This is a genomic window from Enterococcus sp. AN402, from assembly GCF_040719405.1.
Classification (GTDB): domain Bacteria; phylum Bacillota; class Bacilli; order Lactobacillales; family Enterococcaceae; genus Enterococcus; species Enterococcus faecalis.
This window is the reverse complement of record NZ_JBFDTM010000004.1, coordinates 2,818,244-2,833,775: the sequence shown is the minus strand read 5'-3', so window position 1 is coordinate 2,833,775 and position 15,532 is coordinate 2,818,244. Positions and strand designations below refer to the sequence as shown.

Here is a 15,532-nt window from a genome sequence, read left to right as displayed (position 1 = left end):
CCAGCCTTACTGAGGAATACTTTTCAGTGCCCGCTCAGCGGCATCCTGTTCAGCTAACTTCTTCGATTTTCCTTGGCCTAACCCAATGAGTTCACCATTCATGTAAACTTCAGTGAAAAAGGTGCGGTCATGAGCAGGGCCTTCTTCTTTAATTAAGCGATATTCAATTGAAACATCGCCTTTGCGTTGTAAAACTTCTTGTAATTGTGTTTTGTGATCCATCTCATGTGAAAAAGCACCGGCATCAATTTTCGGAAAAATAACGTCTTCAATAAATTTCTTGGCTGCGCCAAATTTTTGGTCTAAGTAGAGGGCACCTAAAAAGGCTTCAAATAAGTCACATAATAATGATGCACGTGTTCGTCCGCCCGATGCTTCTTCTCCTTTACCTAATAAAATGTAGTTGTCGAAGTGACATTCTTTCGCAAATTTGGCTAAACTATCTTCCCGAACGATGGCTGCGCGCATCTTCGTTAATTTTCCTTCTGGAAGTTCTGGGAATTTTAAATACAAATATTGTGAAACAATTAATTCTAAAACTGCATCTCCTAAAAATTCAAGACGTTCATTATCGGATAATTTTAAATAGCGATGCTCATTCACATAGGATGAATGAGTAAAAGCTTGCTCTAATAGATTGACATCATGGAAAACAATGCCGTAACGTTCTTTTAACTCTGTTGTTAACTGATTGTCCATTCTCCACATTCCTTTACATTTATTTACACCTTGTTTCATTATACTTTTTTTTTCACTTTTTTTAAATGGTTCTATTCAGAAAAAGCCTGTTATTCACTGTGTTCTCATTATTTTTTAGAAAAAAATAAATAAATAGAGCTATGACTGAGATAAAAGCGTTTGTTTACGTAAGAGATAGAAAGAGCGTGGGACAAAAATCACTTTGGATTTTTGCGCCACGCTCAAAAACTGATAAACGGCGGGAACAGAAGCAACTCCTCCTTATTTCTCGGAGTTAAACACTTCTGTCCCGACCTCGTTCTATCTCTATTAAATCAGCGGAACGTTGTTTAACGTTTTTCCGCAGTGATACCCACCGTTGCCCATGGATTATCTTTCGTATCAACTGCCCAAGTAAAGTCAACTACACGGTCGTTGACAGGCAAGACTTCATTTCTGTAAAGCGTTGGGATTACAAACGCTTCATCAATGGCATACTCTTGCCAATCGTAGAAGGCTTTTTTACGTTTTTCTTCATCAAATGATGCTTTTGAATCAATCGCATCAAGTAATTTAGTATTTTCTTCTGACTCAAAACGTGTATAGTTAAAGGCTGAGTTTGGACCATATAAGCCGGTTGGTGAAGGATCTGAACCTGTGCCCCACGCGCCTTGATAGATATCTACTTCTGGGTCATCATTTTTCAATTTATCATAGAAGGCTTGGAAATCAATTAAGCGTCCTGTTGTATACGTTACGTTTAAGCCAATTTCTTTCCATTGTTGGACATAGTAATCAGCAAGTGGTTGTGCAGTTTCGCCGCCTGACATTGAAGCAAACTTGATTTCTAGTGGTTTGCCTTCTTTGTCTTCGCGAATGCCATCGCCGTCTACGTCTTTATAACCAGCATCGTCTAATAATTTTTTCGCTTTGTCTAAATCAAGCGTATAGCCTTTCGCTTCGCTATCATGCAAGCTCTTGAAGACTGGTGGGATTAACGTTGTTGCCCCTGTTCGTAAGCCGTTGTAGAATTTTTGGCCGACTGCATCATTGTCAATTGCATAGCCCATGGCTTGACGTAAGCTTTTATCTGCCATTTTAGCTTTTGGATTGTATTTCACTGTATTGGTTTCTTTGTCAAACGTACCCATTTTAAAGCCAATATACGTGTAGGCTTGTTCGGGACGTCCTAAGATTTGATACCCTTCAGTATCTTTGTATGTTGGATACGTATCTGTTGGCATTGATAATGCAATATCGTATTGTTTCGCTTTCATCGCTTCTACAATGCTCGCAGAAGGAACAGATTTGAACACTAATTTATCTAATTTAGGTTTGCCACCGTAGTAATACTCATTTGGTAGGTATTCAACAGATTCACCTGTCACAATATTACTCATGTAGTATGGTCCAATAGTCACAGGGTTTTTACGAACTGCATCGCTTGACTCCATGTCTTTGACAGCAATTCCTTCAAAGGCATGTTTTGGTAAAACTGAACCCCAAACACCGCCACCTAATTGTTGCATTCCTGGGTGAACTTCTTTATAAGTGATTTTAACTTCTTTATCATTGACTTTTTCTATGCCAGAAATGGTTGGCGATTTACCAGCATGGTAGTCTTCCATACCAACAATATTCGTAAAGTTATCATCATAACGAATCCCTGTATAGTCTTTATGACCAATGACTTCATAAGAGAAAATCACGTCATCTGCCGTCACATCTTTACCGTCAGACCATTTCAAATTGTCACGTAATTTAATGGTTGCTGTATTGGCATCTTCATCTAATTTCAGATCCGCAGGACCCCCATCGACAATCTTAAAGTCTGCATCATTGTTAAATAATGGCTGTACCGTTGGAAGCATGTATTGTGCATCATAGTTGTCTTGATAAAATTCTTGCTGGAAAAGTCCTTGGAATTGTGTATCCATAACTACAGCGACATCTAATGTCCCGCCATCAATTGCTTTTTTATCATTTTTAACAGCGATTGGCATTTTTGAAATGTCTTCTGTTTCCGTTGCTTTATTGCCCCCGCCTTTATTGCCGCCACCACATGCAGCTAACCCGAATACTAACACAGAAGCTAACGTGATTGCACCTAAAATCCGTTTCTTGTTCATCTCTTTTCCTCCCTCATTTTTTGGCTAATTAGCCTAATCGTTGTCGTGCATCTGCTGAGCGCTTAAATGCTTGTCCAACATAGTTTATACTTAACATCAAGACTAAAATTAGAATTGATGCAGGTAACCAAACCCATTGTTTATTGACTAATACATCCCCACTGCTGGCGTAGCCAATTAAGGTTCCTAAACTTGGGACACTTTGTGGTAACCCGAAGCCTAAGAAAGTTAACGTTGTTTCGATCCCGATATTGGCCGCGAAATTAATCGTTAAGTTCGTAATAATTAATGAACTTAAATTCGGCATAATTTCTCGAAACATAATTTTAAAATCGCTTGTTCCCATTGTCTTAGAGGCACTAACGTAATCTCGGCGCCCTTCAGATAACGTTTTACTGCGGAACAACCGCGCTTTTCCAACCCAATAAAACGCACACATAATCCAAATAAAGGACCAGATACTATATTTAGGAATCACGGAAACGAACACAATAATAATTAACATAATTGGCAAAATCATAATAAAATCCACGATACGCATCAAAATATTATCAATCATGCCTCCATAATAACCGGAAATAATCCCTAAACCGACCCCGATAATAGACGTAATAATCGTAATGGCAAAACCGATTAAAATCGAGTTCCTAGCCCCGATAATCAATTGTCCTAAAACATCACGACCCCCTTCATCGGCACCTAAAATGAACTTGGTGCCATTCATTGTAACGGTACCTGGTTCCGCATACTTATCTAAAATACTTACATGCATAACGGCACTTTGGTCTAACACTAACGAACCGATAAAAACGGCTAATAAGATAATGACCAAAAGGATTAAAGAAAACATCGCCATTTTTTCTTTGACGAATTCTCGCGCAATCATCCGAAAGCCCATTGGTGGAATACTTTCTTGTAAGACTTCTTCTCTTTTTTCTTCTGTCAATTCCATTTTTATCACCCTTTCTTCGTGTTTTTTCTACTGAATTCGAATTCTTGGATCAACAATACTCATTACAATATCAGAAATTAAGGTTCCGATAAGGGTTGCCAATCCCAAAATCAACACGAGAGCGGTAATAACGGAATAGTCACGTTGAATGATACTATCAATAAATAATTTTCCAATTCCTGGGAAAGCAAAAATCTTTTCAATAACGACTGATCCGGCAATCAAAGCAGTAATTTCATAACCTAATTGAGAGGCAATTGGTAATGCTGCATTTCTAAAAATGTGTCGATTAAAAATTTTATTCGTTGGCACTCCTTTTGAACGAGCAGTACGAACAAAGTCCATGTTTTTAACATCAATCACTTCACTGCGCAAATATTGAATAGTGACCGCTGTCCCTAGCAACGCTTGAGTGACCCCTGGTAAAATTAAATGCTTCAGTTTATCTAAATAATACGGCCACGTTCCCTCAGCCAAACCAACAGTCACGGTTCCACTCGTTGGGAACCAGTCTAAGCGATACCCAAAAATAAAGAGCATAATCAAGGCAAAGATGAATAATGGCACGGCAAAACTGAAGAAGTTGTAGATAACCACCATTTTGTCAAACCATGAATTTTGGTAACGGCCAGCAATTAAACCGAAAGGAATGGCGATTAAATACGTGATTATAACTGACACAGCGGCCAATGCAATCGTATTCCCCACCCGACCAGCAATGAGCGTGGACACAGGTAACTTAAAGATAAAACTATGCCCAAAATCTCCATGTAAGGCATTGCCAATCCAACGGAAATATTGTTCGTACCAAGGATCATTTAACCCGGCAGCTTCGCGCATGGCTTCAATCACTTTCGGGTCTTGGTTCGGATTAATCAATCCTGTAAACGGATCACCTGGCATCATTTTAGCCAACAGGAAAATCAAGACACTTAAAATAATCACTTGCGGAATCATCAATAACAAACGGCGTAAAATTGTTTTCCACATTATTCAGCACCTCCATTTTTTAACGCTACTTGGTGGGTTGGACTAATCGCATGTAAGTTATAAACCCGCCCATTTTCATCATAATAGTCTTTATGATTTTCCCGATACTCTTGCTCAACTCTTCTTCGTTCTTCTTTGTGAGCTTCTCGGTTCGCTACGTCAATTTTAGGAATTGCTGAAAGTAAGCGTTTGGTATAAATGTGTTGTGGATTAGTGTAAATATCTTGGCGTGTACCGATTTCTACAAAACGGCCTTTGTACATAATGGCAATGTTGTCACACATATGTTTAACTACGCCCAAATCATGGGAAATAAATAAGTAACTTAACCCATATTCCTGTTGAATGTTCTTCATAAAATTCAATACCTGTGCTTGCACAGATAAGTCCAGTGCTGAAACAGGTTCATCTGCAATAATTAATTTGGGGCTGGTAGCCACCGCTCGGGCGACGCCTAAACGTTGGCGTTGTCCACCAGAAAATTCATGAGGATATTTGTACAACGCATCTTCTGGCATCCCCACAATGTCCAACAAACTTTTGACTTTTTTCTTTTCTTCTTGGTCACTTAACCGTTCAAAATTTCGAATTGGTTCGGCGATAATATCTAGTACTCGTTTTTTAGGGTTTAAACTTGACATCGAATCTTGGAAAATCATTTGGACATCTTTGTTGTATCCAATCGCTTTTCGACTTCGCGGCTTGGTTACATCTTGTCCTTGATAAATAATTTCACCATTTGTAATTTTTTCTAAACCAATAATTGCTTTTCCTGTCGTTGATTTTCCAGAACCCGATTCACCAACTAACCCATACGTTTTACCTTGTTCAATCATGAAATCCACACCATCAACCGCCAAAACATGATCAGTGATTCGATTGAAGAAGCCGCTGCGAATTGGATAATGAACTTTTAAATCTTTAATTTGAATAATTTCTGTCATTACGCTTCCCCTTCCCCGTCTCTAAAATGAAAATGTTTATAACATGTACAACGAACATAATGATTCGGTGCAACTTCATGTAATGTTGGATTTTCTTCATGTTCCGATGCATCAATCCAAGGAATTCGTGGGGCAAACCGACAACCTTTTCTAGGTAATTTGGTTAACGAAGGAACAATCCCTTCAATCACATGAAGTTCTTCTTCATCAGAATTCTCTTGGGGAATGGACTGAAGTAAGGAACGTGTATATGGATGTTTCGGATGACTAAACAATTCTTCAGCAGTGGCTACTTCTACAAACTGACCCGCATACATAACCGCTACACGATCAGCCATTTCCGCAACTACACCTAAGTCATGGGTAATTAAAATAATGCCGCTCCCTGTTTCTTCTTGTAAATCTTTTAACAAATCGAGAATTTGTGCCTGAATGGTAACGTCTAAGGCCGTTGTTGGTTCATCTGCAATTAAAATCGGTGGTTTACACGCGATTGCAATGGCAATAATCACCCGTTGGCGCATGCCGCCAGACAATTCATGAGGATACTGTTTCCCGACACGCTCTGGGTTGGGAATTCCCACTTGATCTAACAGTTCAATGGCCCGTGCTTGTTTTTGTTGTGCGGTCATTTTGGTATGATACGTGAGACTTTCTTTAATTTGGTCTTCAATTCGCATGAGCGGATTCAGTGCAGACAACGGATCTTGGAAAATCATCCCAATATCGTTTCCTCTGACTTTGTTGTACAATGTTTCATTAAACGTAGTTAAGTTTAAATTGTTGTATAAAATTTCCCCAGTAATTTTGGTATGATTGGGATCATGTAAGCCCATAATCGTTGTTGCTAAGGTACTTTTTCCACAACCAGATTCTCCGACGATTGCTAGAATCTCATTTTTCTTCAATTCAAATGAAACATCATCGACGGCATTATAATAATCATCTTTGATTCTAAATGCTGTTTCTAATCCTGAAACCTCTAGTAATTGTTCATTTCCTTGCATCCATACGCACCCCTTACGTCCTTTCAAAAACATTATATAAATTAACTAATATTTAATGATAGCACTTTCTAATTTTTATCAATGTTAATTTACAGCTCATTGTTTTTTCATAATTTTATAGAATTATTCCATAAAAAGCAAGATAAAATAACTTTTTTCGCAGTTATTTTTTTACATGTATGATTTTTTTTACAAAAATATGTGTAAAAATAGCCTTATTGCTTAATAAAATAACCATTATGTACGCAAAAAAAGTCGATTAACAGGAATGTTAATCGACTTTGTCTTATTATTTTTTATGAATTACTCACAATATAATCTACAGCGGCACCAACTGTTTCAATTTTTTCTGCATCTTCATCTGAAATCTCTGTTCCAAATTCATCTTCAAGTTCTAAAACAAACTCCATTACGCTAATTGAGTCAGCGTTCAAATCATCTTTAATGTTTAATTGATCTGTTACTTGATCCGCTTCAATATCAAAGTGGTTTGAGATAATCTTCGCTACTTTTTGAAGTACTTCTTCACGAGTCAACTGTATTCACCTCCACTGCTTTTGAAAAAAGGTTCTTTCTTTTACTAAAACGCTAAGATACATTGTACTCACAATTTGGGTATTTGTCCATCTTTTTTTCATTTGAGTAACAAACTGATGTCAAGACAATTGCAAATTACTCTGCTTTGCCTTCATAATATTCCACTAATTGTGGGACAACTTGGGTTTCTAACATTGTATGAATTTGACGAATGGTGTAGCGGACGGCATCAGGACCCGTGGCCCCATGCGTTTTAATGACTGGCGCTTTTAAGCCAAATAAAACCGCTCCCCCATGTTTTGAGTAGTCCATTTCGTCTTTCATGCCACGCAACGCATTCTTTAATAATAAGGCGCCCATTTTTCCTTTGACACCTTCAGAAAGAATCGCTGTTTTCAGCAAGCTCATCATGTTCATAGCTGTGCCTTCGATGGATTTTAAAACGGCATTCCCTGTGAAGCCATCTGTCACCACCACGTCAGCTACGCCATTTAATAATTCTCGTGCTTCAACGTTTCCGACAAAATTAATCGTTTCATCTGCTGCTAACAATTCGAAGGCTTTTTTCGTTAATTCACTGCCCTTTGTTTCCTCAGTTCCGTTATTTAATAGACCGACACGAGGATTCTGAACGTTCCGAACTTTTTCAGCATAGAATGAACCTAAAACGGCATACTGAACCAAATGTTCTGGTTTATTGTCTGCATTGGCTCCTAAATCTAACATGTCAAACCCTTTGTCTGGTTCTCCCATGACAGGTAAAGTTGACATCAAACCGGGACGTTCCACATTTTTGATGCGGCCGACAATGAACAGACCCGCTGCTAATAGCGCTCCGGTGTTGCCTGCAGAAAAAATCGCATCGGCTTCCCCATTTTTAACTGCTTGCGCTGCTAAAACCATGGAGGCAGTTTTCTTACGACGGATTGCCTTCACTGGCTCATCGTCACTAGCAATTTTTTCATCGGTATGAATAATCGTAATGTTTTTTTCATCGGTGATGTATTTTTTTATTTCGGCTTCTTTTCCATATAATTGAAATTCAATGTCTGGGAAGTCTTGTTTGGCTAGCATAACCCCTTCAACAATTGCTTGTGGGGCGTTATCTCCACCCATTGCATCTACAGCAATTTTCATGAGTGATTCCCTCCTACTTTTTTGTTTCCTAACAAGTATAACATATTTTTTTCAAAGAAATACGCATTGGCTTTTACTTTCTGGCTTCAAAAATTACCTCTTCTAATCGAAAAATTGGGCCGCCTCATCTTGGGGTTTCACTCGATTGGCTAAGCCTTGATAAGCAGGATATTGCCACCATTCTTTCACTTGCCATAGGGCACTTGCTTCTTGGCGCGCAACTTCTAAAATGTTAAAGTCCGTCACGATATCTCCTACCGCAAATTGAGGCACCCCTGATTGCCGTGCACCGAACACTTCCCCAGGTCCGCGAAGTTCCAAATCACGCTCACTCAAGACAAAACCATTGGTGGTTTCTGTCATGATTTTCATACGCTCAACGCCCATTTCATTTTTCGGATTGGCCACTAAAATACAATAAGATGCACTGGAGCCACGCCCCACACGGCCCCGTAACTGATGTAACTGTGCTAACCCAAACCGGTCCGCATCCATAATTAACATCACCGTGGCATTTGGTACATTCACGCCAACTTCAATAACGGTGGTAGAAACCAATAATTGTAGCTGATTGTCTTTGAACTCCTGCATAATGTCATCTTTTTCTTGATTTTTCATTTTACCATGTAGTAATCCCACTTGATATCTTGGGGAATAAAAGCTTTGCATATGTTCAAAAATTTCTGTTGCGTTTTTCACATCTAAGGCTTCTGATTCTTCAATCAAGGGACAAATAATATAGGCTTGATGTCCTCGAGCCAGTTCTTTTTCCATCCATTCTAAAACAGTATCTAACTGCGGCGGCCGAATCCAACGTGTTTCGATTGGAATCCGTCCAGCTGGCATTTCATCAATGATTGATACATCCATTTCGCCATAGGCTGTAATTGCCAGCGTTCGAGGAATCGGAGTGGCCGTCATAAATAGAACATCTGGTTTTAAGCCTTTTTCTCTTAATATTTTTCTCTGATTCACACCAAAACGATGTTGCTCATCGGTGATTACCAAACCTAATTGATGGAAACTGACATCTTGTTGTATCAAAGCATGGGTCCCTACCACAATGTCAATCTCGCCATTGGCCAGTTCTTCGAGAATTAGACGACGTTCTTTCGTTTTGGTGGAACCTGTTAATAAGGCCGTTCGCACTTCTAATGGATCAAACAACTGCTGTAAGCTTTCCATGTGTTGCTGCGCTAAAATTTCAGTCGGAACCATCAACGCTCCTTGAAAGCCAGCGGTCATGGTGGCGTATAGCGCAATCGCAGCCACTACCGTTTTCCCACTCCCCACGTCACCTTGAAGCAATCGTTGCATATGCTTCGGACTTCGCAAGTCTCGACAAATTTCATTGGTCACTTTTTTTTGGGCGCCTGTCAATTCAAAAGGCAGTCCTTGGGTGAACGTTTTTAAGCGATCCACGTCATATTGAATAGCTAAACCATTTTTTTCCGCTTTTTCTTGTTTCTTCAATCCTTGCATTTTAAGTTGGAAAAGGAAAAACTCTTCAAAGACTACTCGCCGTTTGGCTTGATGGCTTTCTTCTGGATTACTGGGAAAATGCATCGCCCACATTGCTTCTTTTCTAGGCATCAAGCGGTACTTTTCTAATAAATCATTCGGTAAAATCTCTTCAACCAGTGAACCATACTCTTCAAAAGCAGTGCGGATTAACTGAACCAACGTGCTTTGGCGGACTTTTTTATTCACATGATAAATGGGGGCGAAATCTTCATTGTCTCCTTTAGAAGCTAAGATTTTCATGCCATTTAATGATTTTCTCTTGGCGTCCCATTTGCCATAAACAGCAATTTCTTCGGAAAGAACTACTTTGTCTTTTAAAAAAGGTTGATTGAAGAAGGAAACATTAATGACCGCATGTTCTTGCATCATTCGAAACGTTAACCGGCTCTTCTTATAACCGTACCGACTAACGACTGCTTCCGAAACCACTAGCCCTTTTAGCGTAACTTTTTCCTGATCCTGAATCTCGCTTAAATCCTTTTCTTGGATATCATCGTAGCGGAAGGGATAATACGTCAATAAGTCTTCAATTGTAGCAATCCCCAGTTCTTGTAAATTTTCAGCACGTTTTGGGCCAACACCGGGCAATACGCTGACTAAATCTGTGATGTCCATAAAATCCCCTCCTCATTAATATACGCAAAAAAATGGATCATTCATTAAATAGGCTGGTTCATTAGCCCTAACTAATGAACCAGCCTATTCGTTTTTATTTTTTCATCACGAAAACCTATTCTGCTGAGAATAAGTATGGATATACAGGTTGTCCACCTTCATGAAGTTCTGTTTCTAGTTCATCGTTTTCAGAAACTAAAATAGCGATTAGCTTTTCAGCTTCTTCAACAGAACCATCTTCGCCGACAATAATTGTCACGATTTCAGTGTCTTCATCAATCATGCGGTTCAACGTGTCTAATGATGCATTAAAACGATCTGCTTCAGAAACGACGATTTTACCATCAATCATTCCTAAGAAGTCATCTTTTTTAATTTCAACGTCATCAATGGTTGTGTCACGAACAGCTGTGGTTACTTGACCACTCACAACGCTGTCTAACATTTCCGTCATACTTGCTTTGTTTTCTTCTAATGATTGTTGATCATTGAAAGCTAACATTGCTGTCATTCCTTGAGAAATGGTTTTAGATGGAACAACCGCTACTGGTACATCGGCAACTTCTGCTGCTTGATCAGCCGCCATAAAGATGTTTTTATTGTTTGGTAAAATAATGACTTGCTCTGCATTCACTTCTTTGACTGCTTTTAAAATATCTTCCGTACTTGGGTTCATTGTTTGGCCACCACTAATAATGTAGCTTGCACCTAAACTTCGGAATAATTCTTGAACGCCTTCACCGGCTGCAATAGCAATCACAGCAAACGGTACGCGAACTTTTTCAGTCAACGCTTCTTGCTGAGCATCGCGTTCAACTAACGTTTCATGTTGTAAACGCATATTGTCTACTTTTATTTTTACTAACGAACCAAATTTTTGGCCGTAGTTCATCACTTCACCTGGATGCTCAGTGTGTACGTGAACTTTGATAATTTCGTCATCGTTAACGACTAATAGAGAATCGCCTAGTTCATTTAAGTAGTTTCTGAATGTTTCATAATCAAAAGCGCTGTCCACGGTTGGGCCTTCGCCGATACGAACCATAATTTCTGTACAATAGCCAAATTTAATGTCTTCTGTCGCAACGTGACCACTAACACCACGATGATGTTCAGCATTAACCATTTCGTCCATTTCGGCAGGACTTGGTTCATACGTTTCAGTTGGTAAAAATTCACCACTAAGCGCTTCTAAAAATCCTTCATAGATAAATAGTAGTCCTTGACCCCCACTATCTACAACGCCGACTTCTTTTAGGACAGGTAATAAATCAGGTGTTTTCGCTAAAGCACGTTTAGCACCTGCTACAACAGCTGTCATAACTTCGATACAGTCATCTGTTTCTTTCGCTTTACGTTCACCAGAACGCGCCGCTTCACGAGAAACAGTTAAGATTGTTCCTTCAACGGGTTTCATCACTGCTTTATACGCTGTTTCTACACCATGTGTAAAGGCAGCGGCCAAGTCTTTGGCATTTAATGTTGTAACCTCAGGAATTTGTTTTGAGAAGCCGCGGAATAATTGAGATAAAATAACCCCAGAATTTCCACGAGCACCCATTAATAACCCTTTGGATAACGCACCTGCTAATTCTCCTACTTTTTCAGAGCGAGAATCGGCCACAGCCTTTGCACCACTGGTCATTGATAAGTTCATATTTGTTCCTGTATCACCATCGGGTACAGGGAAAACGTTTAATGAGTTGACATATTCTGCATTTGTGTGCAGACGAGTCGCACCTGCCTGGACCATTTCCTGGAACTGACCTGCGCTGATTTCTGTTACATTCACCTAAAAAATCCTCCTTCAGATTTACCGCTAACGGCAACACACGACTTCCTTGTGCAATTGCATCGTTGACAGTACACTACCTCTAATCCGGTAATACACGAACTCCTTGAACAAAAACGTTAACTGAATTCGCAGTGACACCTAATAATGTTTCAAGATTATATTTTACTTTTTCTTGGACGTTACGAGAAACTTCAGAAATTTTTGTACCATAACTAACAATCGTGTAGACATCCACTGCGATTCCGTTGTCTTCTTGACGAACAACGACACCACGTGAGTAATTCTCACGACGTAAAATATCGTTTAAGTTATCTTTAATTTGATTTTTGCTTGCCATTCCGACAATTCCGTAAATATCTGTCGCAGCTCCGCCAACTACTGTAGCGATCACATCATTGGTAATCTCAATGGTACCTGCGGGTGTTTGAATTTTTACAGCCATTGATGAAAGCCTCCTTATAAGAGCACATTCGCCCTATTTTCTTCCATAACATTTTATCATATCCAGCCTTTAATTAAAAGGAAGTTCGTCAGATATTTTCATTCTTCCACTTCTAAGTGAACATTCTAGCAAGATTTCAATTTACTCTTTTTGATTGCTAAAGTCAAATCATAGAAAAAAATCTTCTTGCAAATCAGTGCCTAATATGATAAATTAAGTTAGTATGAGCTGAATATTATCGCTCCAAGATCAAGGCAAAGGAGGAAACTTAAAATGGCAAAAGTATGTTACTTCACTGGTCGTAAGACTTCAAGTGGTAATAACCGTTCACATGCGATGAACTCAACAAAACGCACTGTGAAACCTAACTTACAAAAAGTTCGCGTATTAATCGATGGTAAACCTAAAAAAGTTTGGGTGTCAACTCGTGCTTTGAAATCTGGTAAAATCGAACGTGTTTAATAAACTTAAATAAGCAAAGCTGGACGTTCGTTGTTCGGCTTTTTTTATTGCATAAAAAAAGAGGCTGGACCTTCATCGCATTGATGAAGGTCCAACCTCTTTTTACTTGTCTTTACTTTGAATAACCGCAATCATCCCTGCATCGAAGGAAAAAGCAGCGGCTTCTTCGATAAATTCATTACTTGCATACGATGTTGGGTAAGGAACATCTTGATTGGTTAATAAATATTTACTGCGTCGTAGCGTCAAGTTTTCTACAGGCGTCAAACAGCAGTAGGCCAGATATTCTTTATCTGGCTCTTTTGGTACGATATACGAACCAGGGGCGTAATACTGGATGCTATTTTGACGATCGCATAGACGGATTTGGCGAAGTACGCCTTGAAATCGTGGTTCAAAGGGTAACCAAAGATTGGCTAATAAGTGGTCAATTCTGTCCCCTGTCGCACCGATAATCGTCATCTCTGCTTGTGGAAATCGTTGTAAAGCTTCTTGAAGCGCTAATTGTGTATCTGTATCATCTTTTTCAGCAGGTGCTTGGATGAGTGTTTCGGCAGTTTCTTGGACAAAATGGTATTCTTCTCGTGATAATGAATCAAAATCGCCCACCGCTAATTGTAACGGTAAATCGGCCTCTAATAAATGGAGACAGCCGCGATCAATACCTACGAAATAATCATACGTAGCTGGTTCAATGGTTGGCCAATCACTTGGATTGCCCCCAGCTACCAGTAAGACACGACTCATTTGTCTAGCACTGCTCTCAGTGCATCGATTCGTTCTTGAGGATTTTCAGCATTATAAATGTAGGAGCCTGCAACGAACACTTCCGCACCAGCTTCTTTGCAGCGTGCGGCAGTTTCAGGAACAATCCCGCCATCGACTTCAATTTCATAGGTGTATCCTTTTGTTTCTTTCCATTCTTTTAATTGAGCAATTTTTTCTAGTGAGTTTTCAATAAATGATTGTCCGCCAAAGCCTGGATTGACAGTCATTACCAAGACTTGATCTGCCAAATCTAATACATTTTCGATCATCGAAAGTGGTGTCCCAGGATTGATGGTTACGCCAGCTTTCACACCCGCATTTTTAATCATTTGTAAGACACGATGAATATGGGGTGTTGCTTCTTGATGGACAGTAATAATATCCGCACCGGCTTCCGCAAAGGCATTGATATAGTTTTCAGGTTGTACAATCATCAAATGAACATCCAATGGTAGTTTTGTCACTGGACGAATCGCTGAAACGATATTCGGTCCTAAGGTAATGTTGGGCACAAATTGACCGTCCATGACATCAACATGAATATAATCTGCTCCTAATTCTTCTACTAAACGGATATCTCTTTCTAAATTGGCAAAATCGGCACTTAAAATGGATGGTGCTAGTTTCATTTGGCTCGCTCCCTTTATATTTGCTATGATTTTTTCTTATAAACAGGTCGTCGATTCTCGATTTCCATTAAAAACTGTAAATAATTTTCGTAACGACTCGTCGCAATGGTTCCCGCTTCCACTTGACGTTTCACTTCACAACCAGGTTCTTTGTGGTGCATACATTCACGAAACTTACAGTGAGAGGCCGCGGCAACAAATTCAGGAAATTGCTTTGGTAATTCCACTGCTTCCATCTCCAAGAAATCGATGGCACTAAATCCTGGTGTATCAGCGACCAAACCGTCGTATAACGGAATCAATTCCACGTGACGGGTCGTATGTTTGCCCCGTCCTAAAGATTGGGAAATTTCCGCAGTTGCTAGTTGTAATTCTGGTGAAATTTGATTCAACAATGTTGATTTTCCAGCGCCTGATTGTCCCATAAAAACAGTCAACCGTTCTGGGAAAAAGCGTTCTAATTCTTTGGTGGCTTCTACGTCTTCCGAAGCGATTACCGCATAACCTAACGCTTCATAAATCTGTTTAATTTCAGTGACTTCTTGACGTTGCGGCTCATCTAATAGATCAACTTTCGTTAAATAAATAACTGGTTCTATATCCTTATACTCTAAGCTGACTAAGTAACGATCCAACAAATTAAACGAAAAATTTGGCGAAACCATACTCATGACAACCACACCTAGATCCACATTTGCAACAGGCGGGCGCACTAATTCATTTCGTCTTGGTAAAATTTCCAACACATAACCATCTGTTAAATTATCGCTTTCAAAAAGCACTTCATCTCCCACGAGTGGCGTAATTTTTCGATTACGAAAATTCCCTCGCGCTCTTGTTTGATATGTTTCTCCATCTGCGTATACATAATAAAAACCGCTTAACGCTTTTCTGATTTGACCTTTCAGATAAACCACTCCTAA

Annotated in this window: 15 protein-coding genes; 1 reads left to right on the top strand and 14 read right to left on the bottom strand. The window is 39.4% G+C overall.

Annotation, left to right across the window (positions count from 1 at the left end):
- Positions 1-6: 6 nt before the first annotated feature.
- From rnc to AB1I62_RS15100, 11 genes are all read right to left on the bottom strand, one after another.
- Positions 7-699, bottom strand: coding sequence for a ribonuclease III (rnc, locus tag AB1I62_RS15150; RefSeq protein WP_010777995.1), 693 nt, complete (start codon positions 697-699; stop codon positions 7-9).
- Positions 700-1,028: 329 nt separating this feature from the next.
- On the bottom strand, positions 1,029-2,807 hold the full coding sequence (opp2A, locus tag AB1I62_RS15145; protein ID WP_367019395.1) for an oligopeptide ABC transporter substrate-binding protein Opp2A: 1,779 nt from the start codon (positions 2,805-2,807) through the stop codon (positions 1,029-1,031).
- Positions 2,808-2,835: 28 nt separating this feature from the next.
- The gene (gene opp2C, locus AB1I62_RS15140; RefSeq protein WP_002365358.1) at positions 2,836-3,759 is read right to left on the bottom strand and encodes an oligopeptide ABC transporter permease Opp2C; all 924 of its coding nucleotides are present in this window, start codon (positions 3,757-3,759) and stop codon (positions 2,836-2,838) included.
- 27 nt (positions 3,760-3,786) lie between these two features.
- Positions 3,787-4,749 (bottom strand): oligopeptide ABC transporter permease Opp2B, encoded by a 963-nt coding sequence (gene opp2B / locus AB1I62_RS15135; RefSeq protein ID WP_002354943.1) that lies wholly within the window; start codon positions 4,747-4,749, stop codon positions 3,787-3,789.
- A complete protein-coding gene (opp2F, locus tag AB1I62_RS15130; RefSeq protein WP_002354942.1) occupies positions 4,749-5,693 on the bottom strand; it encodes an oligopeptide ABC transporter ATP-binding protein Opp2F in 945 nt (314 codons plus the stop codon). Before opp2F ends, opp2B begins: the two co-directional genes overlap by 1 nt.
- Positions 5,693-6,733, bottom strand: coding sequence for an oligopeptide ABC transporter ATP-binding protein Opp2D (gene opp2D, locus AB1I62_RS15125; RefSeq protein ID WP_002367425.1), 1,041 nt, complete (start codon positions 6,731-6,733; stop codon positions 5,693-5,695). Before opp2D ends, opp2F begins: the two co-directional genes overlap by 1 nt.
- A gap of 263 nt (positions 6,734-6,996) precedes the next feature.
- Positions 6,997-7,236 carry an acyl carrier protein gene (gene acpP, locus AB1I62_RS15120; RefSeq protein ID WP_002354939.1) on the bottom strand — a complete coding sequence of 80 codons (240 nt, stop codon included), beginning with the start codon at positions 7,234-7,236 and terminating at the stop codon, positions 6,997-6,999.
- A gap of 136 nt (positions 7,237-7,372) precedes the next feature.
- Positions 7,373-8,374 carry a phosphate acyltransferase PlsX gene (gene plsX, locus AB1I62_RS15115; RefSeq protein WP_002354938.1) on the bottom strand — a complete coding sequence of 334 codons (1,002 nt, stop codon included), beginning with the start codon at positions 8,372-8,374 and terminating at the stop codon, positions 7,373-7,375.
- Between the two features lie 102 nt (positions 8,375-8,476).
- The gene (recG, locus tag AB1I62_RS15110) at positions 8,477-10,513 is read right to left on the bottom strand and encodes an ATP-dependent DNA helicase RecG (protein ID WP_002359051.1); all 2,037 of its coding nucleotides are present in this window, start codon (positions 10,511-10,513) and stop codon (positions 8,477-8,479) included.
- A gap of 115 nt (positions 10,514-10,628) precedes the next feature.
- Positions 10,629-12,305, bottom strand: coding sequence for a DAK2 domain-containing protein (locus tag AB1I62_RS15105; RefSeq protein WP_002354936.1), 1,677 nt, complete (start codon positions 12,303-12,305; stop codon positions 10,629-10,631).
- Positions 12,306-12,387: 82 nt separating this feature from the next.
- A complete protein-coding gene (locus AB1I62_RS15100) occupies positions 12,388-12,750 on the bottom strand; it encodes an Asp23/Gls24 family envelope stress response protein (protein ID WP_002354933.1) in 363 nt (120 codons plus the stop codon).
- A gap of 273 nt (positions 12,751-13,023) precedes the next feature.
- Between AB1I62_RS15100 and rpmB the strand changes: the two genes are divergently transcribed.
- Positions 13,024-13,212 carry a 50S ribosomal protein L28 gene (gene rpmB, locus AB1I62_RS15095; protein ID WP_002354928.1) on the top strand — a complete coding sequence of 63 codons (189 nt, stop codon included), beginning with the start codon at positions 13,024-13,026 and terminating at the stop codon, positions 13,210-13,212.
- Between the two features lie 102 nt (positions 13,213-13,314).
- Here the strand turns inward: rpmB and AB1I62_RS15090 are convergent, their stop codons facing one another.
- Genes AB1I62_RS15090 through rsgA form a run of 3 tightly spaced genes read right to left on the bottom strand, consistent with a single transcriptional unit; the run spans position 13,315 to position 15,526 of the window.
- On the bottom strand, positions 13,315-13,959 hold the full coding sequence (locus AB1I62_RS15090) for a thiamine diphosphokinase (protein ID WP_367019392.1): 645 nt from the start codon (positions 13,957-13,959) through the stop codon (positions 13,315-13,317).
- Positions 13,956-14,609, bottom strand: a complete 654-nt coding sequence (rpe, locus tag AB1I62_RS15085) for a ribulose-phosphate 3-epimerase (RefSeq protein ID WP_010825550.1) — start codon at positions 14,607-14,609, stop codon at positions 13,956-13,958. The genes AB1I62_RS15090 and rpe overlap by 4 nt, the downstream gene beginning before the upstream one ends.
- Positions 14,610-14,632: 23 nt before the next feature.
- Complete coding sequence (gene rsgA, locus AB1I62_RS15080) at positions 14,633-15,526, bottom strand: ribosome small subunit-dependent GTPase A (RefSeq protein ID WP_367019391.1); 894 nt, start codon at positions 15,524-15,526, stop codon at positions 14,633-14,635.
- Between the last annotated feature and the right edge of the window lie 6 nt (positions 15,527-15,532).